Annotated in this window: 22 protein-coding genes; 4 read left to right on the top strand and 18 right to left on the bottom strand. The window is 32.8% G+C overall.

Annotation, left to right across the window (positions count from 1 at the left end):
* Positions 1 to 61 precede the first annotated feature (61 nt).
* The 8 genes from yhaM to ACMGE9_RS09465 form a co-directional block, all read right to left on the bottom strand.
* Positions 62 to 1,003 (bottom strand): 3'-5' exoribonuclease YhaM, encoded by a 942-nt coding sequence (yhaM, locus tag ACMGE9_RS09500; RefSeq protein ID WP_414042535.1) that lies wholly within the window; start codon positions 1,001 to 1,003, stop codon positions 62 to 64.
* Positions 1,000 to 3,924 carry an AAA family ATPase gene (locus ACMGE9_RS09495; RefSeq protein WP_414042534.1) on the bottom strand — a complete coding sequence of 975 codons (2,925 nt, stop codon included), beginning with the start codon at positions 3,922 to 3,924 and terminating at the stop codon, positions 1,000 to 1,002. Before ACMGE9_RS09495 ends, yhaM begins: the two co-directional genes overlap by 4 nt.
* Complete coding sequence (locus ACMGE9_RS09490) at positions 3,921 to 5,099, bottom strand: metallophosphoesterase family protein (protein ID WP_414042533.1); 1,179 nt, start codon at positions 5,097 to 5,099, stop codon at positions 3,921 to 3,923. Before ACMGE9_RS09490 ends, ACMGE9_RS09495 begins: the two co-directional genes overlap by 4 nt.
* A gap of 92 nt (positions 5,100 to 5,191) precedes the next feature.
* Positions 5,192 to 6,664: a coproporphyrinogen III oxidase gene (locus ACMGE9_RS09485; protein ID WP_414042532.1), complete on the bottom strand. Its 1,473-nt coding sequence runs from the start codon at positions 6,662 to 6,664 to the stop codon at positions 5,192 to 5,194.
* 96 nt (positions 6,665 to 6,760) lie between these two features.
* Positions 6,761 to 7,129 carry a YlbF family regulator gene (locus ACMGE9_RS09480; RefSeq protein WP_414042531.1) on the bottom strand — a complete coding sequence of 123 codons (369 nt, stop codon included), beginning with the start codon at positions 7,127 to 7,129 and terminating at the stop codon, positions 6,761 to 6,763.
* 67 nt (positions 7,130 to 7,196) lie between these two features.
* A complete protein-coding gene (locus ACMGE9_RS09475; protein ID WP_414042530.1) occupies positions 7,197 to 8,327 on the bottom strand; it encodes a DUF445 domain-containing protein in 1,131 nt (376 codons plus the stop codon).
* 89 nt (positions 8,328 to 8,416) lie between these two features.
* On the bottom strand, positions 8,417 to 8,881 hold the full coding sequence (locus ACMGE9_RS09470; RefSeq protein ID WP_414044485.1) for a helix-turn-helix transcriptional regulator: 465 nt from the start codon (positions 8,879 to 8,881) through the stop codon (positions 8,417 to 8,419).
* A gap of 183 nt (positions 8,882 to 9,064) precedes the next feature.
* Complete coding sequence (locus ACMGE9_RS09465; protein WP_414042529.1) at positions 9,065 to 10,369, bottom strand: dicarboxylate/amino acid:cation symporter; 1,305 nt, start codon at positions 10,367 to 10,369, stop codon at positions 9,065 to 9,067.
* 184 nt (positions 10,370 to 10,553) lie between these two features.
* Between ACMGE9_RS09465 and ACMGE9_RS09460 the strand changes: the two genes are divergently transcribed.
* Entirely contained in the window at positions 10,554 to 11,429 is an 876-nt protein-coding gene (locus ACMGE9_RS09460; protein WP_414042528.1) for a cation diffusion facilitator family transporter, read from the top strand.
* A gap of 465 nt (positions 11,430 to 11,894) precedes the next feature.
* On the opposite strand, the gene ACMGE9_RS09455 is transcribed toward ACMGE9_RS09460, so the two are convergent.
* Positions 11,895 to 12,320 carry a hypothetical protein gene (locus ACMGE9_RS09455; protein ID WP_414042527.1) on the bottom strand — a complete coding sequence of 142 codons (426 nt, stop codon included), beginning with the start codon at positions 12,318 to 12,320 and terminating at the stop codon, positions 11,895 to 11,897.
* 92 nt (positions 12,321 to 12,412) lie between these two features.
* A complete protein-coding gene (locus ACMGE9_RS09450; protein WP_414042526.1) occupies positions 12,413 to 12,568 on the bottom strand; it encodes a hypothetical protein in 156 nt (51 codons plus the stop codon).
* Between the two features lie 198 nt (positions 12,569 to 12,766).
* On the opposite strand from ACMGE9_RS09450, the gene ACMGE9_RS09445 reads away from it, so the two are divergent.
* Positions 12,767 to 13,036: a GNAT family N-acetyltransferase gene (locus tag ACMGE9_RS09445; protein ID WP_414042525.1), complete on the top strand. Its 270-nt coding sequence runs from the start codon at positions 12,767 to 12,769 to the stop codon at positions 13,034 to 13,036.
* Between the two features lie 197 nt (positions 13,037 to 13,233).
* Here ACMGE9_RS09445 and ACMGE9_RS09440 read toward each other — a convergent pair whose 3' ends face one another.
* Genes ACMGE9_RS09440 through ACMGE9_RS09430 form a run of 3 tightly spaced genes read right to left on the bottom strand, consistent with a single transcriptional unit; the run spans position 13,234 to position 16,530 of the window.
* Entirely contained in the window at positions 13,234 to 13,857 is a 624-nt protein-coding gene (locus ACMGE9_RS09440) for a response regulator transcription factor (protein ID WP_414042524.1), read from the bottom strand.
* Positions 13,838 to 14,968: a GAF domain-containing sensor histidine kinase gene (locus ACMGE9_RS09435; RefSeq protein ID WP_414042523.1), complete on the bottom strand. Its 1,131-nt coding sequence runs from the start codon at positions 14,966 to 14,968 to the stop codon at positions 13,838 to 13,840. Before ACMGE9_RS09435 ends, ACMGE9_RS09440 begins: the two co-directional genes overlap by 20 nt.
* A gap of 20 nt (positions 14,969 to 14,988) precedes the next feature.
* The gene (locus ACMGE9_RS09430) at positions 14,989 to 16,530 is read right to left on the bottom strand and encodes a GNAT family N-acetyltransferase (RefSeq protein WP_414042522.1); all 1,542 of its coding nucleotides are present in this window, start codon (positions 16,528 to 16,530) and stop codon (positions 14,989 to 14,991) included.
* A gap of 126 nt (positions 16,531 to 16,656) precedes the next feature.
* Here ACMGE9_RS09430 and ACMGE9_RS09425 point away from each other — a divergent pair, with 126 nt between their 5' ends.
* Together ACMGE9_RS09425 and ACMGE9_RS09420 are read left to right on the top strand one after the other, a co-directional pair.
* On the top strand, positions 16,657 to 17,475 hold the full coding sequence (locus tag ACMGE9_RS09425; RefSeq protein ID WP_414042521.1) for an RluA family pseudouridine synthase: 819 nt from the start codon (positions 16,657 to 16,659) through the stop codon (positions 17,473 to 17,475).
* A gap of 79 nt (positions 17,476 to 17,554) precedes the next feature.
* Complete coding sequence (locus ACMGE9_RS09420; protein ID WP_414042520.1) at positions 17,555 to 18,166, top strand: nitroreductase family protein; 612 nt, start codon at positions 17,555 to 17,557, stop codon at positions 18,164 to 18,166.
* A 59-nt stretch (positions 18,167 to 18,225) separates the two neighbouring features.
* On the opposite strand, the gene ACMGE9_RS09415 is transcribed toward ACMGE9_RS09420, so the two are convergent.
* From ACMGE9_RS09415 to ACMGE9_RS09395, 5 genes are all read right to left on the bottom strand, one after another.
* A complete protein-coding gene (locus ACMGE9_RS09415) occupies positions 18,226 to 20,376 on the bottom strand; it encodes an RNA degradosome polyphosphate kinase (protein WP_414042519.1) in 2,151 nt (716 codons plus the stop codon).
* A gap of 55 nt (positions 20,377 to 20,431) precedes the next feature.
* Complete coding sequence (ppx, locus tag ACMGE9_RS09410) at positions 20,432 to 21,964, bottom strand: exopolyphosphatase (protein ID WP_414042518.1); 1,533 nt, start codon at positions 21,962 to 21,964, stop codon at positions 20,432 to 20,434.
* Between the two features lie 31 nt (positions 21,965 to 21,995).
* The gene (gene fumC, locus ACMGE9_RS09405) at positions 21,996 to 23,381 is read right to left on the bottom strand and encodes a class II fumarate hydratase (RefSeq protein ID WP_414042517.1); all 1,386 of its coding nucleotides are present in this window, start codon (positions 23,379 to 23,381) and stop codon (positions 21,996 to 21,998) included.
* Between the two features lie 111 nt (positions 23,382 to 23,492).
* A complete protein-coding gene (locus tag ACMGE9_RS09400) occupies positions 23,493 to 23,660 on the bottom strand; it encodes an SAS053 family DNA gyrase inhibitor (protein WP_414042516.1) in 168 nt (55 codons plus the stop codon).
* Positions 23,661 to 23,664: 4 nt separating this feature from the next.
* Complete coding sequence (locus tag ACMGE9_RS09395; protein ID WP_414042515.1) at positions 23,665 to 24,276, bottom strand: glucosamine-6-phosphate isomerase; 612 nt, start codon at positions 24,274 to 24,276, stop codon at positions 23,665 to 23,667.
* Between the last annotated feature and the right edge of the window lie 8 nt (positions 24,277 to 24,284).

The following is a 24,284-nucleotide window of genomic DNA, read 5'->3' as shown; positions in this document are numbered from 1 at the left end:
GATTTTTCGGGGGGGTCTCCAGTTTGCTCGCGTCTAATCGCTTTGTCGACAGCCTCTTCCTCTAATCTAAGTTAATCGGCTTATAAAACTGTCTATTTTCTAAAGCAAAGATACGGTCAGAGAAGTGTCCCTTCTCTACTTTCTTCATATGTTTATCAAACATTTGCATTTTTGCATCAATGTTGTCGATAAAGTTCAAGATTTCTGCTTCTTTAACCATCGGTAATTTCGGTGATCCATATTCATATTTTCCGTGATGACTCAGGATTAAATGTCTCAGTAACATAATCTCTTCACCGTCAATATTATGCTCACGTGCCACACTTGCTACTTCATCACTCATTATAGAAATATGACCTAATAAGTTTCCTTCAACTGTATAGCTTGTTGCTACTGGTCCTGACAATTCCTTCACTTTACCTAAGTCATGCAGAATAATCCCTGAGAATAGTAAGCTCTTATTCAAACTAGGATAAATTTCACATAATGCCTTAGCTTGTTTCAACATCGTTAATACATGATATAACAATCCTGATACAAAGTTATGATGATTACTACTTGCTGCAGGAAATGTCATGAATTCATTTTGATATTTCTTCAATAGTAAACGCGTAACACGTTGTAACTTTGCATTTTCGATTTCAAGTAAATAATCCATTAATTCATTCATCATCACATCTTCGCTTATTGGTGCAGATTCTAAGAAGTTTTCTAATTTCACGCCATCTTCTGGCGTTGCCACTCTAAACTGGTTAACCTTCATTTGGATTCTTCCGCGATAATCGATTACATCACCTTTAATTCTTACTAACGTTTCAGGAGCTAATGTCTTTATATCTTCTTCAGTCACTGTCCAAACTTTTGCTTCCAAGTCTCCACTTTTATCTTTTAGGTATAACGTTAAGTATGGCTTTCCTTGCCCTGTTACACCTTGTATAGCTTTATGAATTAAAAAATAGTGATCGACTGAAGCACCTGGCTTCAACGTTTCGATTGTTCTCATTTTTTAACCTCCTTATTTATTCTCTCAAGTGTAATGGTGTTTTTATTGGTAACCACAGTTGATCTATTACAAGTGTAATAAATAATTTGGTTAGATTTTAACTTCATCATATATTCTAATATACGTTCACGTCTTGTTCTATCAAAATGCACGAACGCATCGTCGATAATAATTGGAAATGGATAATACTTGTTAAGTGATTGAATTAAACTCAATCTCAGTGCAATATATAATATTTCTTTTGTTGATTGCGATAGCTCAGTTGGGTGATAAATCTGTCCATCCGTTGCCTTCACAACTAATTGATTGTCTTTATAAAGCACATTCATATAACAATCTTCTGTTAAGTATTTAAAGATTTCAGTTGCATCTTGTATCACATAAGGTAATCGTTTTTCTTTCACGCCTTCGATATGAGCATCAACGAGTGTTTCAATATAATTAACCGATGTAAAGTCTTTGATTAAATCATTTAATTGATTTTTCTTAATTTGGAACTCATATTTAAGTTTTGATAAACTATCGTCATTTGCAATTGTTTCCAATTGTATTTTTATATCAGAAAGTTTTTCTGTTACACTACTTAGATTATATGTTATTTGATCTATATGGTCTTCAATCGCATCTTGTTGTGCAATTAAATCGATTGCTGTTACAAAACTTAAATCGGTATTATCTTCATATGAAAAACCTTGTTCTTCTAATATGCGACCCACTGTATCAAACTGAGCTAAATCATTTTGATATGTTACAAATTCTCTTTCACGGTGATAATATTCAGATTCATTCTCAACTTGTGCTTCTTTGAAAAGTGCTAATAATTCAGTATTAATCTGATTTAACGTGTCATGCATAATATTCATTTCTTTATTTAACAACATAATCTGGTCGTTATTTTTCGCAAACTGGAACTTATTTTTCTCATCTTTCGTTTGCAATGTTTTTAAGTCGTGGAACAACGTATTAATGTCTAAATTAATCGGTACAGCTTTATTTAATGCATTAACTTCTGTATTAAATCGTTTTAAATATGCGTTAATATCTTGTTGCTTTGTCGATAATAATTTAATTTCACGGTCCAAATCATTAATCTTGCCTATTTGTTTTATTGCCAAGCTCACGCGAGATACTAAAAATGAGTTCGGTAATGCAAGTTTTTCTTTGATATGTTCAAGTTCTTCTGTAGATGCTTTAATCAGTTCATTAATTGCGTCAAGCTCTTGAGATAATGCGGCATATCGATTCTTCTCACGTACAACTTCATTATTACGGTCAAACATACGTAGTCTCACTTGTCTCTGTTCTTCTAAATCAAATGATAAATCAAAGTTATCTTGTAAATCTTTAACTTTAAAGGATAAGTCATCTACATCTTGCTGTAAAGATTGATTGAATTGTACTTTCGGTTTCTTATTCATAAAAATCATAATTCCAGTTAAAATTGCTAATACGCAAAATATAGCGAGCATTATAAATTGATTGATAAAATATGAATAGACTGCACCACCTAAAAACAGTAACATCATCAAAATTAAACAAGTTTGATGCAATTTATACTTTTTCATTTCACCAGTTTCAAATGCAACCGCTTCTTGTTTCATCTTCTCATATAATTTTGTTTTATCTAATAATAGACTCTTATTCTTCTCTAACTGTTCAGATTTATCAAAACGTTCATCGTGTACTTTGATTTGTGCTAAGTCATGTACTGCCTGTTCTTTTTTAGCAACTGTGTCTTTAACAAAATTAATTTCACGTTCAATTTGTGCTTTTTCAAGCATATTCTTTTCAAGTTGATTAATTGCTAAACTCGCTTTTTCTTGTAATAGCGGATTTACATCAATTGATTGATATTCTGACCATCCAATGTCACGCATTAATCCTTGTTGCTCATTTTGTAATTGTTCTAATAATGTTGTATGATGCGAAAGTTCGGATTGATAATTGCGATAGGATTGCTCTTGCTTTAAAATCTCATTAGTTTGATCGATAACATTTGACTCAAGTAATTTAATGTTTTGGTTCTCATTAGTTAGTTGTGTCAGTCTTTCTAATCGTAGTTGTAAATCACGATTGACTTGATGTTTTTGTTTCTTTAGTGATTCATATCGATCTATACCTTGCTCTGGAAATGTAGGAGGTGTCACGTTCAATTTATGCTCTAACTTTTTCCATTCTTTTGTTTTTTCATGATATTTGATTTCACGTTTTTTACGATTTAATACGTTATTTAATTCTTTAATGTGAGTATCAAATTCTGCCGATTCACGTAATAATTTATCTTGCTCGTTCAGTAATAGATCATAAGTCTCAAATTGAATATCTTTTTGACGAATTAATGATTCGATTTCCTGTAAATTTTCCGTAGCACGATTGATTTCACCGGTCGAATTTTCACTTAACAATCTTTCTTTCTCTTGCTTAATGTGTTCTGTCATTTGTGTAAATTCTGTACTGCCAAAAGCACCTGCTTGTAGTAAATATGCTTGTAATTTATCTTCTGTCAATTTACGATGCACTTCTTGCAAACCTAATACGTCAAATGAAAAGATATTTTTGTATGTTTCTTTAGAAATATGATTCAGTAATTGATTGAGCCAAGTTATATCTTTCGATTTGCCATCTAAAAGTATTGTAGTTTCTTCTTTTTGATGGACATATATACGTTCGATACTCACTTCTTCACCTGTATTCAAACTAAGTATCATCTTGCCTCCGTATTGTGGTGCAAATCTCGGTTCTAAACGTGGCTCATATTCCCCGTCTTTAGGAAATCCAAATAATAAGGCATGAATGAAAGCTTGCATTGTTGATTTTCCTGATTCATTCTCACCATAAATTTGAACAAAATCTTGATTGAAATCGAACTTGCGATGTTCTAATCTGCCATATCCATATATTTCAAGTGACTTTATCTTCATGATTCATCCCTCATCATTACCTTTAATCTTGATTCACCATGATTCAGTAAATCTTGGTGTGAATCGAACGTCATTTCATTAGCAAAGCGTTCTACACTTGATTGTTGAATAGGAACACACGCTCTATCGAACAATAATTTATTCTCCAAATGTTCTGAGCTAAATTCGCTTGCTAAAGTATGTACTTCTTGTAATTGCTCTAATTCAATCTCATCAATCCACACAAACTGAGTCTCGTTCGATTCGTACATTTGTACTTGTCTAAGGATGCTTTGAATCATTTTTGGATCTATTAATGTTTCAAATGGATTGATTAACTTCAATTGATATATACTTTTCCCCGTATGTCGGATACTATTTTTAAAATCAGTAATATCTTGATAAATCGCATGCTTACCTAGTTCATTCAAAGTTAATGATACACGCTCAAATCTAATGTGTTCTGTAGGAATAAACTTTACATCAAGCTCAGTATAATCACCTTGAACATATAAATAACCTTTGTGTCCCGTATCAGAAAACTTAGAGCCTTGCATCCTACCTGGATAATGAATTTCTGGAATATCACTCAAACGCTTTTTATATGGATAGTGACCTAATGCCCAGTAATGATACAATTTACGATTCAAATCTTCAATACTGAATTCTGTAGCTGTAAACCCATCTATCTTATGATATATACCGTGTAGCATACCAATATGTATTGAATTATCTACTTCATTGATTGGAAAATTATCTAGTTTATTCTCATACGTAGCATACCCTTTATAACTAAACCCATGAATAAACACACGCTGTCCATTATTTGTTATCAATTCGTAAGATTGCACATCTTCAGAAAAAACAACGACATTGCTTGGATATTTCACGTATGATTTCACTGATAAATTATCTTCAGTCCCAGCGATTATATAAACAAAGATGTGAGCTTTATTTAAGCGCTCAAATTGTTGCTCAATAAATTTATCTGCACGAATATTTCTATTTTTATCCGAAAATAAATTCCCACTTATCAGTATGAAATCAACTTGCATATCTATCGCATCATCGACTAAATTTTTGAAACTTTCAAAACTCGCACGATAAACATCTTGCATAATATGGTCAGGCAATTGACTCTTCAAATCAAAAGGTTCATCTAAATATAGGTCTGAACAGTGGATAAATTTAATCATAAACAATTCCTCACTTTTCTTGTTACCTCATATTTTACATTAAAATGCGTGAAATTGTTAGGGAGATATATGTAAAAAGAGTCTGCTGCATTTTATGCTTCAGACTCTTCTTGATAACATTGCGTTAGTTTTTCAATCTTTCGATCCATATAACTTTTATAACTACTATTATATGATTTCGGATCTTTAGGGTTTAAGAAGTTTTCTATTTTACCTGTCTTTGGATTTATTAATTTACTTGACGCTCCGCAACCGAGCCCAATGATACTTTGTACTTCTTCCATAATAAGTATATTATATAAAGATGCTTCATCCATTTTTGAATATCCAACATTCTCTAAATTTCCAAGAATATTTTTCTGACGATATAAGTAATAAGGTATATACTCATTATCTTCTGCAAATTTTCGGGTCATATTCATCATATACACAATTTCATCTCTTGTTGCCACAGGATATTTATCTTTATTGCGCGTCATTTCGCTTGCCGTTTTAAAGCTTAATGTATGCACAGTTAATGACTCTGGATTTAATTTTTCGGTTTCAGCCAACGAGATTGCCACTTCTTCTCGTGTTTCATTCGGTAATCCAATGATTAAATCCATATTGATGTTATTCATATTATGCTCACGTGATAATTTAAACTTATCAATTGTTTCCTGAACACTATGATGACGACCAATCGCTTTAAGTGTACTATCAGTAAAACTTTGTGGATTGATGCTTATTCGATCAATATTATAATGATTGAGGACATTTAACGTATCTTCATCTATCGTATCAGGTCTACCCGCTTCCACTGTCACTTCACGTACACTTGTCATATCAAACGAGGTATAAACTGTATCAAGTAATAATGCTAAATCATGTGGGTCTATGGATGTGGGTGTGCCTCCACCAAAATAGATAGATGTCACTTTTATATCGTTTTTTTCTAACCAAGCTGCTGTATGCTTTATTTCATGAACTAAACCCACTAGAAACTCTGGCACTTGATCTTTAAATACACGTATTGCATACGCAGGAAACGTACAATAAGCACATTTTGTTGGGCAAAATGGGATGCCAATATAAATACTCACTTCTTTTTGAAGATGATATAAATCAGGTATTGCTTTTAATTGTGTATGCACGATTTCTTGCATTAGCTCAAGCTTCTCAGGTGCTATTAAATAATTCTTAGATAATATTTCACAAATTTCCTCGTGAGTTAATCCTTGTTTATAATACTTATGATAAAGCTTTGTTGGGCGAATCCCAGTTAACGTTCCCCAACTTTGTGTAATACCCGTATGTTCAGTAAATATTTCAATCAGTGTTTCACCAAGCGCTTGCTTCATATCACGCTTTGTTAATCCACCTCTTTTCGCCGTCTTCTTAAATATCTTGTTCTCAATCGTAATCGTAGTAGATACGACAGTTGCTTCATCTTGTGTGATATCGATATCAATTTGATTGGCTCCTGTACCCTCAAACAAGTAACTCTCTTCAAAGTACAAATTAATAATATTCTTAATATAGAGTTGAATAACTTCAAACTGTTCATGTTTTAAATAGAACTTCATAGAATCCCTCACAAAAAAATAAACAAAAAGTGAATCACTTTTTGTTTATTTGATAATATATTTATTTATTGTACTTTAAAGATGTTCATTTAGCAATTACGCTTCAGGTGATTCTTCTGTTTGTACACCATATAAATCTTCTAAAGGTTTCATGATTACACGGTTAATTTCTTGAATCATGAAGCTCATTTTTTGTTCGGCTTCCATTAAATTTGCAATATTTTCGTCTTTTTCGATTAATTCAGCAGTTGATTGTGCTGCATTTAAATCATCTTCAGTAATTTCTTGACCTGACATTTGTTTTTCTTGTAAATTTAATTGAATCTTTCTGAAGTCATCAAATACTTTCTTAGATTCTGGATTGCTGTTCACTGCTTCATAATGTGCTTTAATTGCATTGTATTCGTCACTTTGACGTAATGCACTTTCTAAACGGTTCGCTTCATCATAAATATTAACTGACATAATCATTCTCCTTTGAATTTACACAAAATTTAATTGTTCGTAATAAATATAACATAAATCATTTCTATTATACAAAGAGAGCGATTACACCTTGTACTAATCCAATCACTCCACCCAATACAAATCCTAAAAATGTAATCATCTTCAACTCTTTATTAGAAATTTCAATGACAAGTTTCTCTAAGAATGATAATTCAAAGTTATCGATTTGTTGTTTTACAATTTCTGCGATATGCACTTTTTCTAATATTTCTGCAATATTATCAGATGTTTTTGAAATAGCATAATGTACAAATTTATCACTGCCTGCACCTTCCATGTATTCAAACGCTTTTGGTGCAAGTTGAATGAGTGGCGTATTTGTATATCGATTTAAATCAACCTGTGTAATAATTTGATCGATTAAATTCTCTTTAATCACACTTATTTCTTTATCACTAATAAAGTTTGAAGGTTGCTTTAATAATAAATGTTCATATTCACGTTGAACTTCAGTTTCAATAATTTTGTTTAATTTTTCTTCCCTACTTAATGCATTAAATTCTTTTATAACGCGATCTGCAATCATTTCTTTTGTCATAAACATTTGAATCATGCTCACGAGTCTTCCTTTTTCCATGAAGAAACGATCTATCATTTGCATCATATCATTATATCCTTTTGCAGAATTAATATAATCGCGCAATTTTTGCATTATCATAGGAGACAAGCTATCGACTTGCACATCCAGTTTCCCACGTAAATCAGCCGGCAACAAAGATTCAATCGTCTCATCCTTATGCGTTAATACTGCTTTATCAATCACTTGCGCTAATTGATTACGCAATTTAGCGTTTCCAAGCTTCGCAAGATCTATATCAAATCGTTTCGCAAAGTCATCAATTGAATATTCGCCTTCTTTTAAAGTTTGGATTTGGCGTACTATAAAGTCTTTAATAATTGTTTCTGTTTGTGGTGTCATAAGTTTTTCTTTAAAAATTTCAGGCGTTAGTAAATGTTCTGTCACCATTTCACCCATTTTTACAGATAATTCATTGCGTCGTTTCGGAATTAATCCTGGCGTAAAAGGTAATTGTTTACCGAAAAGAAATTTCGGTTCAAACGGTCTAAATAACATTTTAATTGCGATATAGTTCGTAAATCCACCGATTAGAGCCCCGATGAATCCCATAAATAATACGACAAGTAGTGCGTTCAAATGGCCACCTCTTTATAATTAATACTTATAAGTGTAATACCTCTATATAAAAAAAACAAACGCTAACATGCGTTTGTTTATCAAAAATATTATAAACTTACTAAGTTTTCGTTTTTCTTCTTATTAAAAAACATTTCGGCTTCACGCGCTTTGTTTGATCCGTATAACGGTTGAGTAGAACCGTCTAATACACGGTATAAGTTTGAGACTTTGTTTTGTTGTAATATAACGTCACGATCTGATTCAATCGTTGTCCACCATAATTCATTTTTGTTATCTTTATCTGGGTAAGCACATGCTCCACGTGAGATCACTTGAATAACTTCTAAAGGATCTCCACCTAAAGTATTTTGTAAAACTTCTGAATCTCTAAATAGGGCACATAAAGAAACACATGTTGTCCAGTTAGGTAATACACGTTCTTTTTCAATTTGAACTAAAGTCTTTTTCGAAAGTCCAATTGTTTGAGCCATTGTGTCTTGTGTGTATCCCGCTTCGATACGCACCATTTTGAATTTCGTTTGCAGTAAATCTGTGAATTGCTGTTTATCCATTTTCATACGACCTTTCTCTCAATAATATTAATTTATGTCAGTAAATGCTCTTAAAATATAAGTTGAAATAATACACATTCATCTAAAGTGACTTTACCATCTTAATATAATTTACAAAAAATTAAAAGAGGAAACTCTTAAATAGTTTCCTCTTTTCTAATTTTATTTAATTAAATGTCACATTTACGCAATTTTCGTTCCTTTTTTTGCTAAATATCGCTTTTCCTGTTCAGAAATAACAACTGCACATGCAGCATCACCAGAAATATTAACAGCTGTTCGCGTCATATCAAGTAATCTATCAATACCAAGGATGATACCGATTGCTGCTGGGTTTAATCCAACTGAAGTCAATACCATAGCAAGCATAACTAAACCTGCACCAGGCACCCCTGCAGTACCGATAGAAGCCACTACAGCGATGACAACAACTGTCACCATTTGCCCAAGCGTTAAGTTAACTCCTGAAATTTGTGCGATGAATATAGTCGCAACCCCTTGCATTATAGCTGTACCGTCCATATTAATCGTTGCACCAAGTGGCTGCACAAAAGATGAAATCTCTTTACGTACATCCAAATTATCCTGTGCACACTCTAAAGAAATTGGTAATGTTGCATTTGAACTTGATGAACTAAATCCAACAGTCATAGCAGGTGCAAAGCCTTTAAAGAACCAAATTGGATTTCTTCTTGCTAAAAGTGTTACAGCACCACCGTAAACTATTAGCATATGTAGTAATAATCCTAATAATACCACGAAGAAGTACATTGCAAGTTGCTTAATTGCACCAAAACCTGCATTCGTAAATGCTGTTGCAACTAAACCGAAAGTCCCAATTGGGGCAAAGTATTGCATAATTGCAGTTACAATATACATTAATATTTCGTTTGTCTGCTCAAAGAGCAATTTCACAGCAGATACTTTCTCGCGTAAGGCAATCATCCCAATTCCAATGAATATTGCAAATGTAATGACTTGCAACATGTTTGTCTCACTCATGGCAAGTACTGGATTTTTAGGTACTAAGTTAATTAATGTTTGGTCGAACGTTTGATTTGGTGATGTACCCTCTTCTTCAGCAGCAGCAGCTTTTTTCTTTTGCTCTTCTGCATATGTTTTAACTTCATCACTCTTTAATAACTCACTTTTACCTTCTCCTGGTTTGAAGACTATAGCTAACGTCATGGCTAAAGTAATAGCAATCGCTGTTGTTATTAAGAAGAACGTGATTGTTTTAAGACCAATAGACCCCAAATGCTTCGGATCTCCGACACCTAACACCCCTAATACAATTGATACAAATACAACAGGTACAACTAGCATAAATATTAAATTCAAGAAGATTTGACCAATAACATTAAAGACATATTGATTAAGCCACTGTACCCATCCTGCATCTTGCTGTAGATTAAAGATCGAACCAATTGCAATACCAGCGATTAAAGCAATAATAATTCTGACAGTCATGTTACCTTTAATTTTCATAAGAAGCTCCTTCGTTTTTGAATTTTCTGACTATTATAATTATTATAAAATATTTTATTTTAGTTGTAAATTAAAAATTTATAATTATAAATAAAATGTATAAAAAATTTGCGGAAGTTCAACTATTTAGTAGTAATTTTAATAAATATGTTCGATAATAGTTAGACATGACTTACTTGAGAGGATGAATAAAGTGCAAGTTAAAGATCAGCTCGCAAAAGCCCAACAGGGCGCGAAAGTCAGCATTATTATGTACGTTTTACTAACTACTTTAAAGTTACTCTTCGGTTATATGAATGGCTCTCAAGCACTCGTTGCCGATGGATTGAATAATGCGACTGACGTAGTATCTTCGGTTGCATTACTCATAGGGCTTGCCATTAGTATGAAACCAGCAGATGAAAATCATAACTATGGACATTACCGTTCAGAATATATTGGCTCATTAATCGCTGCATTTATTATGTTTGCAGTTAGTGTACAAGTCATTCTTCAAGGCATACGTCACTATATTAATCAAGACTTTTCAAACCCCTCAATAGAAACTGCCGGTGTAGCAATACTATCCGCTATGGCAATGCTAGGCGTTTATTTCTATAATAAAAATTTAGCCAAACAAGTGGATTCAAGTGCTTTAAAAGCTGCAGCTGCAGATAACTTATCTGATGCGCTTGTTTCACTAGGTACATTTGTAGGAATAGTCGGTGTATTCATGGGCCTTCCATTCCTAGATACAGTGGCAGCAATAGTAGTTGGGTTACTGATTATGAAGACAGCAATTGAAATATTCTTTGAAACAGCCATCACATTAACAGACGGCTTCGATTCAGATACACTTGAAGAAATGAAATCAATTGTATTAAAAGTTGAAGATGTAATATCAGTCGTTGATATTAAAGGACGTAATCACGGCGTAATGACGTTTATCGATGTAACCGTAACAGTAGATGCCCACTTAACGGTGAAGGAAAGCCATGATATTACTGAACATATCGAACATGATATTAAAGAAGCATACGGTGCGATCGAAACGATTGTTCATTTAGAACCACATGAATAAGAAATGTATAAGTAATCAATAAAAAGACGAGACATCCATTAAGATGCCTCGTCTTTTCCGAATAAAAGTTCCCTCAAGTTGGTACGTTTTTCAAATTTACTCTCAGATATAATTACTATAATTAATATCAGGATGAGTAAGAGAAGATATACCCAAATATAGTGTTTGACATTAAAGATAATAGTTAGAATAACTATCATTAATACAAACATGATGATCCTTGAATAATAAATAAATCGACCATCTTTCTTTAAATCATATGGATAATGCAAATCCGAATCTGATTCTAAACGTTTCATGTTGCGATGGAAGTCTTTGTGAAAATCTATGAAATTATAAATAGCAAAGAGAATGAATAAAAATAATAATAAATTACGAATCAAAGGATCTTCAGATGATAAAAAAATAATTAATCCAGTATAGAAAATAATATTTTTATAATATTTCTTGAACCAAGTCACTATATTACTTAGCACGATTAATCACCTCTCTCAAATCACTATGACGTTCGAAATATTCATCAAACATTATCAAAACTAATATGATGACACCGAATACCATAATATAGTTCCAAAGATTGCCCCATTCGACCATCATGACGACATAGACTAAATAAAATGTCGCGAATTTAAATAATACTGGAATCAACCATATAATAAAGAAATCCATTTTTCTATCAATGAAGTATTCGATATTTTGATGATTAAAGTTACGATAATCCCTTAATATTTTTATCGATATCATAATAACGAAATAAATCATGACAGCTGCAAGCAATATAAGAACGATTCTTTCAGCCCACATACTTGGTAAGTTCTCCTTCATAGCCATATAGCCAATCATAAAAATTAAACCAACCCATTCATCTTTCGCCCACCATTTATCAATCATATAACCACCTCATTGGTTTAATTGTATATTTATTACAGTTTATATTCAAATAAAAAAATAACTTTCTAATTAAATTAGAAAGTTACTATTTTTTAATGTGGCCATGCTAGGTATACTGAGAAAACTAATAAGACGATTCCGGGTATTAAAATAAAACTATAATTTTTATTCTTTTTCGTTTGCTTAACACCTTGAATAATTAAGTACAATCCTAGAAAAAATGAAATAATCATAATATAAAATCCCATATTAATAAACTCCTTTATTATTCTTATCTTATTAAGTGATAATTATTATTATTAAAATTGTTATTGTAATTTTATAACAATCAAAAAGTAAAATCAAATTTTTGGAAATTAAATTGTTATTTAAATTTCATATTCCTTTATATAACTCTTTATACAACGTATACTGTTAGTAATAAGAGAAAATATGAGGTGTATATTATGATGCATGTGAATAGAAAAGAAAATTTATTTTATATTGGTGACGTAACGAGTCCTAAAGGTCAAATGACGTATGTAGAGAATGGTGATCAAATTATTATCGATCATACAGAAGTCATTGAAGAGTTACAAGATGAAGGTGCGGGTAAGCAATTAGTTGATGCAGCTGTGAAATATGCACGTGCGAATAATAAGAAGATTTTACCTATTTGTCCTTTTGTTAAGAAAGTAATCGATGAAACACCAGACTATCAAGACGTTTTAGCATAAAAAATAGTGACATGACTGTTTGATTACTTTAATCAGTCATGTCACTTTTTATTTTTAGGTTTATCCTCAATTCTTGTCCGATATATTAGATATATAGGACAAGAATTGACGAATTTAACCGATTTATGGCTTAACTTGTCCGATATTTTGATGATATCGGACAAGACTGTCTATCTTCCAAACTTTACAGACAAATCTTACTTATACAAATTATACTTCGCACCATACATCGATGCTTGTGTTCGATCTTTTACTTCTAATTTCGTAAATATATGACTTACATGTGTTTTCACTGTCTTCTCTGATACGAATAGTCTCTCTGCGATTTCCTTATTCGTTAATCCTTTAGACATTTCTTCTAAAACTTCCAGTTCTCGTTTCGATAATGGATTCTTCACATGTGGTAAGTTTAATCCAATTTCCTTATATGCTTCAACACTTGGATGGAATGCCTGTTGTCCAGCCAATATACGTTTAATCGTTTGTATTAGTATTTCTGGTTCACTGTCTTTCATTTCATATCCATCTGCACCTGCTTCAATCACACCCATCACATGCTCTTCATCAACAAAACTTGATAATACCAAGACTTTTACTTCAGGATATTCTAATTTTATAACTTTCGTAGTTGCAATTCCATCCATATTTGGCATCACTAAGTCCATAATTATCAGGTCTGGCTTGTCATTGGTCTTTAAATAATTCAGCACTTCACTGCCATCATTAAAGTCAGCTATAACTTCGAAATCTTTCTCTGTAGATAATAAAAATTGTATTCCTTGTCTTACAATATGATGATCATCAACAATTATAATTTTCATGACTTTGTCCCTTCGGATAATAAAATTCTATCATCGTTCCTACATCAATTTCACTCTGTGTAACGATTTCTGCACCAACTTCACTGGCACGTTGCATGATATTTTTCAAACCATGTGTCGGTAGTGTCTTTGCTGAACTTACCTTAAACCCTTTACCAGAATCTTTAATACGCATATAAAATTGACCTCCATCTTGAGAAAAATAGATAGCAACATTATCTGTTGCAGCGTGCTTCTTAACATTGTTCAACGCTTCTTGGATGATTCTGAATATTGTATGTTCTAACTGACTTTCAAGGTTCAACAGTCCAGTGACCTTAATATCTATCTTTAATCCTAACACATTCGCATAATTCTTCACCGCTTCGACTAAACCTTGTTCTAGTCCAACTGGTTTCAACTGCCATATCAAAGCACGCATTTCGTTGACCGCATCTTGACTCGTTGATTCAATCATTTGAAATGCTTGTTTAGATTGCTCATCTTTACTCATTGTTGCAGCAGCATGCGCAGTAAGTTTGAGCGAGAATAGCATTTGATTTACCGAATCATGTAAATCACGCGCTAATCGATTTCGCTCATCTTGCAATGCTGTTTCACGTGCTTTCTCAGTTAAATAAATTCGCTTAATGGCACTCCCAATTTGGAATGCAATCGATTCTAATAATGCTAAATCCTCTTCTGAATATATCTTTGTATTGGGTGTTGCTACATTCAACAGACCGAATCGTTCATCTCCTGATTGTAATGGAACAGTCGCATGATGCGTAATACCACCAGTCTTATCATTATACTGTTTATTCGCTTTTACGATACGAGAACACGTAATAATATTACTCGCTTTCGTTAACTTTTTCTGATGGTAACGTGAAACACACCAACATGGCCCTTCTGTCATATAGCGACAATCGTCCATGAGTAATGCATCAGGTAATCCATAATCAGATGCTAATGTGTGAGTACCTTCATCATCAATAAAGAAAATCCATCCAGTAGAAAAATTGGTCCCCTCAACCAATCGGTTAAGGGCACCATTCATCATAGAATATACTTCGGTTTCTTCATTTAAATATTCAGCTATTTCTTTTAAAAGTAATGTACTATTCTTCATGACAGCACCATTTCCTATTATTAATCTCGTTTATATTCAACGCGGTATAAATCATGTCTTCTATCTCGTAATTGACGCACGGTACCATCTTCACGACCTCGACGTAATACTTCTAAATCAACATCTCCGATAACAACCATCTCAACATTCTCGCCCGTTTCACCAACGATTCCGTCACGCGCAAAGCCGAAATCGCTTGGTGCATATATACCTGATCCAGAATATTGAATATCCATATTTTCTGTTTGAGGTAAATTACCACATGTCCCACTCGTCACAGTGTAAATTTGATTTTCAATCGCACGTGCCATTGAACAATATTTTACACGTAAATAACTTTGTCTATCTTCCGTAGAGAATGGTGTAAAGATAATCTTAGCACCTTTTTCTGTTGCAATACGCCCCATTTCTGGGAATTCACTATCGTAACAAATTTGAATTGCAATCTTACCACAGTCTGTATCAAATACTTCAATCTTCTTGCCTGGAGAAATCCCCCACCATCTACGTTCATTAGGTGTGACGTGTATTTTATATTGCTTCTCAATTGATCCGTCGCGTCTAAATAAATATGAAATATTATAAATATCTTCATTTTCTTCTACGAAGTGACTACCACCAATAATATTAATATTATAACGCATCGCAAAATTATTAAACATTTCAATATACTGCTCAGTATACTTTGTTAATTGACGAATTGATTCAGCTGGGTTACGTTTTTCATCAAAACTCATTAATTGCGTCGTTAATAATTCTGGGAAGACAATAAAATCACTACCTGCATCATACGCAACATCCACAAAATATTCAATCTGGTTTGCAAACTCTTCGAATGAATCAATTTTTCGCATCATATAGTTAACTGTGCAAATACGAACTGGATAACTCGTTCTAAAATGTAAGTTCGATTTAGCAACAAAGTCTGGGTTATTCCACTCCATTAATGTCGCATATTTACTACTTTTAACATCATCTTTTAAATAGTTAGGGTTAATACGCATCAACGTAAAACCATTCATAAATTGAAACGTTAAGACTGGATCTTTAATCTTACGTTTCATGACATCATTCACGTACTCACGTGGTGTTAATTCCTCTTGATATTGATGATAATTTGGAATACGTCCACCAATAATAATTGATTTTAAGTTTAATTCGTAAGCAATTTCTCGGCGAGCTTCATATAACCGTTGTCCAACACGCATCCCACGATATCCGGGGTGGACCATCACTTCAATTCCGTATAAGTTATGACCATTATCGTTATGGTTCGTAATATATCCCGAATCCGTAATATCATTCCACGTGTGTTTGTCATCATATTCATCAAAGTTGATAATTAAACTTGAACAAGAACCAATAATTTTCCCTTCATACTCGATTACCATTTGTCCACGTGGGAATAAATTTAAATGCGACTCTAAATGTGCTCTCTCCCAAGGCTCCATACCAGGAAAACAAACTTTTTGTAATGAGATAATCTCATCAATATCGTCAAATGTCATTTGTCTTGCTTCTATTGATTTATTAAATTTCTCTAAATTAATTTCTTCTGTCATGTAAATTCTCCTTCAATTCATCTATAATAGTAATTAAGCGAATGATGATTAATAAATTTGATTTATATTTGATATTAAATATTACCCTATTATTATACGACTTAATACGACTTAGGAGAAAAAATTATGATTATAAATATTAATAAAGATTGGGATAACATGACCGTTGAAGAAATGTTAAAGGCATTACACATTCCCAAAAAGCCTATGCATGAATTCAGAATGTCTAAAGAAATTACAATTAACGATGAGCCAGCAACACTTCGTAGTTTATTACATATGGATGATAAGCTATTTTTACCTATCCCAGAAGAGAAAAGTGCATATAAATCAAGCTATCGCTTATGTGAAGTGAAATACGAAGATGAACATTTAGCGATTCTCGTTAAACCAAAGGGGGTTAAGACACACCCGAATGATATGGCAGAATCAAACACGCTATTAAACCATGCAATCTATACATTAGAATCAGATTATGTTGAACCTGTTCACCGTCTTGATCAAGAAACAGTCGGTTTATTACTAGTTGCTAAAAATCCATTCATAAAGAAAATCCTTGATAGAATGTTAGAAGACCGTCAAATTACACGAACATATCGTGCCAAAGTAAAAAGTCATTTACCTTTAAAATCACAAACAATCGATTTACCGATTGGTAAAGATAAATTCCATCCGAATAAACGTCGTGTTTCTCAAACTGGTGACCGTGCAGTTACGCATATCGTTAGTTCAAAAGCATTAGGAGACGGTATTGCAGAAGTTGAGCTAAAACTTGAGACAGGTCGTACACATCAAATCCGTGTACACTTAGCAGCCATTGGGCACCCGGTAATAGGGGATCCTTTGTATAGTGACTCTAATCTACGACAATTATCGCTTGAGAGTTATAAGCTGGAATTTGTTCATCCTTTAACACAAGAAACGATTTCAGCAACTTTGGATTAAGCAATTAAATTGCATATTATAATAAAGATTTATATGATAATAATCGTATGAATCTTTATTTAATTTTAGGAGGCACATCATGGAAAGTACGATCCAGAATAAATTGTTAACACGTAAAGCGGTCAAAGTCTATGACCCTGAATATAAAATGTCTAAACAAGAAATTACTAAAATATTAGAATATGCAAACTACGCGCCATCAGCTTGGAACTTACAGCACTGGAGCTTCCTTGTCATTCATAGTGATGAAGCGAAAGAGAAATTACTGCCATTAGCATATAACCAATCACAAGTGAAAGATTCTAGCGCGACATTCATTATCTTAGCTGATAAAGAAGCAAATAAAAATATTGATACTGTATTCGATCCTTCAATTGAAGACGGCACAATGACTGAAGAAGTTAAATCAATATTAGCCGGACAAATTAACAATGTATACCAAAATGAATCATATGCAATTGAAGCAGCAATTATGAATTCAGCATTCCCTGCAATGCAAATTATGAACTTTGCAACACTCAAAGACTTAGGAACTTGTGCAATTGGTGGTTTTAACAGAACAGCTGTGCAAGAAGCATTCAATATTGAAGATCGCTTTATACCTGCCTTAATTATTACAATAGGAAAGACTTTAAAAGAACCTAGAACAAGCAGTCGTCGTCCAATTGAAAGTATTACAAAATTCTTATAAGTTTATAACAAAAAGCACCACCGTGAACCTTTGAGGTAGACGATGGTGCTATTTTTGTATTATTTTTTCAATCTATCTCTTACAAATCCTAATAATCTTGCACGTTTGCTCATTACTGGACGTGGTTCAGTTACTTTCGCTTTCACTAATGAACGTTTATAAGTTTCAGCTTGATTCACTAATTCTTCTTGTGAATTCACAGCATCCTTGTCATTACGAACATAATGATAGACACCATTTGCATCTTGCTCACGTGCTTTTTGGTTATCGTTTAATTGTAAGTCTAAGATTTCTTTTAATTCATTAACAATCTTAGGATCTATGATTGGGAATAAAATTTCAACACGTTTAATCATATTACGTGTCATCATATCAGCTGAAGATAAATACATTTTTTCTTCGCCATTATGGAAGAAATAATAAATTCTTGAATGTTCTAAGAATCGACCAACGATACTGATAACACGAATATTCTCACTAATCCCAGCAATGCCTGGGCGAAGACAACAAATACCGCGAATAATTAATTTTACTTTAACTCCTGCTTGACTCGCTTCATATAGCTTCTTGATCACTGTCTTATCAGTTAAAGAATTCATTTTCGCAATGATTAAACCATTACCATGTGCTTTATGACATGCAATTTCCTGATCGATATGTTCCACGAACTCATCACGGATTTCAAATGGTGCAACATGTAATTTCTTATATGTTGGTTTTTCTGAGTAACCACTTAAGTAATTGAAGAAGTTCATTGCATCTTGACCAATTTCTTTATTTGTAGTGATAATACCCATATCTGTATATATCTTTGCTGTTTTATCGTTATAATTACCTGTACCTAAATGAACGTATGGTACAACATCATCGCCTTCTTTTTTCACAACTAATGTAATTTTAGAGTGTGTTTTCAAGTGTGTCATACCATAAATTACGTGACACCCGGCTTCTTCAAGCATACGTGCCCAGTGCACGTTATTTTCTTCATCGAATCTTGCTTTAAGCTCAACAAGTACAGTCACTTGTTTCCCTGCTTCAGCAGCATTTTTTAATGCATCAATGATTGGAGAATCACTAGAAACACGATATAGTGTTTGTTTAATCGCTAAAGTATTTGGATCAACTGAAGCTTGTTTAATGAAATCTACAATCGGTTGGAATGACTCATAAGGATGGTGGAAGAAGATATCACGCTTCGTCGCTTCCTCATATATATTGCCACCTTGTAAGTACTTAGGTGGTGCTGCCTCAAATGGTTTGAATGCAAGTTGCGGGTATTGTTTTTCAATCATTCCTGCCAATTGGAATAACATCGTTAAATCTAATGGCCCATCTAATTTATAAATATCACGTTCTTCAATTTCTAACTCATTCATTAAGAATGAACCGTTAATTGAATTATCATGTCTCGTATCAATTTCTAAACGAACTGCAGCTCCACTTTTACGTTTCTTTAAGAACTTTTCAATTTCAATCAATAAATCTTCCGCACCATCTTCATGAATTGTCAAGTCTGCATTTCTTGTTATGCGGAAAGTAAATGTACGGATAACTTTGTATCCAAAGAATAATTTATCAATAAAATGATTAATAACATCTTCAAGTAATACGAAGATTGTACGATCACCATTTTTTAATTGAATAATACGATTTAATAAAGCTGGGATTTGAACGATCGCTGATTTCTTTTCTCCAGAATCCGTCTCAACATCAACAAATATGTTTAATGATTTGTTTGATAATTTCGGAAACGGTCTGTAAGCGTCTATTCCTAATGGCGTTAATGTAGGCAAGATTTCAAAATTAAATTTTTGAGAAATAATTTCGTAATTTTCAGGTGATAATTCGTCCATCGCTTTAAAGAAAACCTGATATCCTTCTAACTCTTGAATTAAAGCTTTATATTGTTCATATTGTAATTTCACACTTTCTCTGTTCGCACTGTCAATTGCTACTAATTGCTCAGTAGGTGTTAATTGAGTTTTATTTTCAGGTTCATTAAAGTTCATTGCTACTTGGTCTTTAAGTCCCCCAACACGTACCATGAAAAATTCATCTGCATTTGAGCTTGCGATTGCTAAAAATTTAAGGCGTTCTAGTAATGGATTTTTTTTGTCGAAGGCTTCTTCTACTACACGACGGTTAAAACCTACCCAACTTACCTCTCGATTGTTGTAAAATGCTTTGTTGTTTAAATCTACTTTTTCCATTATCGTCACATCCACTTTTATTGTATTATTATCAGTCTACACTAGTTATACCTAACTATTGTAAAGATTCTGTAAAAATGAGATTAAGTTTTGACTTTATTAGTTTTTCGATATGTTTTTTTTGTCTTTCTGCTTGATATTCTTCAGCAATTGCGTCACCTATATATTCAATAATCAAATCGTAATGATCATCTTTTTTCTTAAAATATAAACCTTGTACGATATTTGTATTACTGATGTTTAATGCATAAGAAAATTTCAATATACTACCAAGCATATGAATTACCTCACGTTCTTCACTATTAAACCATTTCGTTTCATCTTCATAAAACTTAAGCAATGATTTATTTTTATAGCTTGCGAGCAATGCAAGCTTCACTCTATTTTTATGACTTATGCCATTCAAACTCGAGTTTGATAGGATGTAATAAGTATGTTGACTCGAAGCATCTGAATCGATATAACTGCCTAAGTAATATAAATAAGCTGCATGTCTTAAAAATGCTTTATCTCGTTTATTCCCTTTTATCAACTCAAACTTATCTAATTCGTAGTAAAGTGTTTCTGCAATCATCACACGTTGATTAGCTTCTTCTTGATTGATATTATAATCTGAAGCCAGATTCTTCAAAGAATCTTTAAAAACATTGTCTTTATCAAATGGTAATACGAATTCGTCTTCAAGGATATTCATAATGACACCTTCTCGTAATCCTTTACGAGAAAAGATAAATTCCGTTGCATCCACTTCATCAAACAACGTATTAAAGAGTACACATGAAGGTACAATAATATCTTGACGATCACGACTTAATCCATCTAAATCTTCTAAATCATCTTGTGAAGCATTGGTTAAGTTTTTAAATACAAGTTCTAAATCCTCTTCTCTCATCGCATATCCATGGACGCCTGCAATTGGATATCCTGTAATCGATTGATGAATTCTAGCGATATTTCGTGCTGAGCCACCGATTGCGATAATTGGAACACGACGTTTTTCTAACCAACGTAAACTTCTAAATTGCTGCTTAATAAACTTTGCAGCATCTTCAATGGCTTCTTTATCATTATGGGGCTTACCCTCAAAAAACATATTTTGAAGTGTGACAACACCAAATGGAAAGCTGTGAGAAAACTTTAATTCTTTATCTTCGAAGAATGTAACTTCTGTACTGCCACCACCAATATCTACAGTAACACCATCCTCATAATCTAATGTGTTAATGACCGCATAAAATCCAAAGAAAGCTTCTTCTTTTTCTGAAATAATACGCATATCAATATCAGTTCTGTCTTTCACCTTTAATATAATTTCTTCAATATTAACTGCTTGACGTACTGCAGCTGTTGCTACTGGATATAATGCATGTACACTAAATTTTTCGGCAACTTTTTGGAAACTATTTAAGGTTTCACAAAGCACTTCAATACCACGTGCAGACATTTCTTTATCTTTACTTAAATATTGATATAATCGTGCAGGTGTTTTTATATTTTGCAATTCTTGCAATCCTGTTTCTTTTGAGTATTCAAAAATTACTAAACGAATTGTATTTGAACCGATATCTACTAAACCTAATCTTCTCATAACTTACCTGCCCTTTCAGATTAAAACGCTATTATTTTGGGTGTATCATTTCTTCTGGTTTAATCCATTCATCAAACTGTTCTTCAGTTAAAAATCCTGATTTGATTGCTGATTCTTTTAAAGTTAAACCCTCTTTATGAGCTGTTTTTGCGATAAACGCTGCTTTTTCGTATCCGATATGGGGATTTAAAGCTGTAACTAACATTAAAGATTGATTTAAATAATTATTAATGTTTTCTTCAATTGGCTCAATTCCTACTGCACAGTTATCATTAAATGAATTCATACCATCTGCTAATAAATAAATGGATTGTAATGTATTATACATTATTACCGGTTTAAATACGTTTAACTCAAAGTTTCCTTGACTCGCTGCAATACCTATAACAGTATCATTACCCATCACTTGAACGGCTACCATCGTTAACATTTCAGATTGTGTAGGATTTACTTTACCTGGCATAATTGATGATCCTGGCTCATTTTCAGGGATAGATAATTCACCTAAACCAGCACGTGGCCCTGATGATAACCAACGTACATCATTTGCAATCTTCATTAAATCAGCAGCTAATGCTTTTAAAGCACCATGTACAAATGTTACTTCATCATGAGCAGTTAATGCATGAAATTTGTTTGCAGATGAAACAAATTCATAACCTGTTTGCACACTGATTTGTTTTGCTACTTTGTCCCCGAATTCAGGATGAGCATTGATACCTGTACCTACTGCAGTACCACCAATCGCTAAATTTAATAATTCTTTTTTAGATACATTTAATAACGCCTCACATTTATCTAACATATAACGCCATCCAGAAATTTCTTGACCTAACGTTAGTGGCGTAGCATCTTGCAGATGTGTACGTCCGATTTTTATGATGTTAGCAAATTTTTCTTCTTTTTCTTTTAAAGTGTTACGTAATGTATTTAATGCAGGCATTAATTTCGCTTCAATTTCGTGATAAAGTGCTACATGCATTGCAGTTGGATATGTATCATTAGATGATTGTGATTTATTCACATCATCATTAGGATGAACTTTTTCAGTACTTGCCGCTTCTTCTAAATACATGTTTGCAACATAGGCTACTACTTCATTTACATTCATATTGCTCTGTGTACCAGAACCTGTTTGCCATACCACTAAAGGAAAATGAGCATCTAATTTCCCAGATAAAACATCATCACATGCTTTCACAATTGCATCAGACTTTTCAGCGGATAACTTTCCAAGATCTTTATTGACAATTGCAGCTGCTTTTTTTAATTGTGCAAATCCATACACTACTTCTATCGGCATCTGCTCTTTACCTACTGGGAAGTTTAGCTTGCTTCGCTGTGTCTGTGCACCCCAATATTTTTCTGATGGTACTTCAATTTCACCAAATGTATCGTGTTCAATTCTAAATGACATTATGATTCTCCCCTTATATACTATAATACTTATATTTTACATTAAATAGCGCTTACATTCATTATATATTCAAAAAAACAGTACATAATAAATTTATGTACTGTTGTAATATTATTGCGTGCTATCTTTCTCATTAACTTCTTTTTCTTCATTTTCAGTTTCCAAAGCTTCTGCATTCTGCACAGAAATTTGCTCCATTTCCTTACCTAATTCAACGACATCTTCAAAATCATTGACCATTTCATTTTTATTATCATGAGATGTTGACAAAGTCATCATTCCTTTATGCAAATTTTTGGAAGTAATATTCACGTACATCTTGTGGTAATCCAGCTGCCGCTGCATTATCTAAGATGACGTTTACCATACGATGTGTTTTTAAGTTCGCTGCTTCAAATCCGCCACCTGCTTCAGTTTTGTATAACTTTTCAACTATTGGTGCATTATTTGATCCAGTTAATACTAAAATGATTTCACGTGCTGATCTTAAACCTTTATCGTCATCTTGATTTATTTCTTTATATCCGACGGATCCATCCTGAGTAATCGTTGCAAATAACGTTGTTAATTTACCTTTATTCTCTTTTGTTTTTGCTTCATTCTTAATTAAATCCATAATATCTTTTCCTGTTGCTTCGTGATACTGTTCATCTACAATACCTACTACTCCAAATTCACCACGTAACTTATCATAATCAAAAATATGAATTTGACTTGTATCTACTGGATTTTTAGAAATGTCTGCTTTCAATTCTGAAATAACATGTGATGCTTCGTCGCCTAATGCAGTTGCAATAATTGATGTTGGGTTGTTATTCATTTGTTTTCTGAATAAATCTGCAACATAGTTTGATACTGTTAATTTATCTTCAAATACTTTAAAATTCATAGCCATGATATTTC

Origin of the sequence: Macrococcus animalis, from assembly GCF_047425875.1 — a bacterium.
GTDB lineage: Bacteria > Bacillota > Bacilli > Staphylococcales > Staphylococcaceae > Macrococcoides > Macrococcoides animalis.
This window is presented reverse-complemented; position numbering and strand designations above follow the sequence as displayed.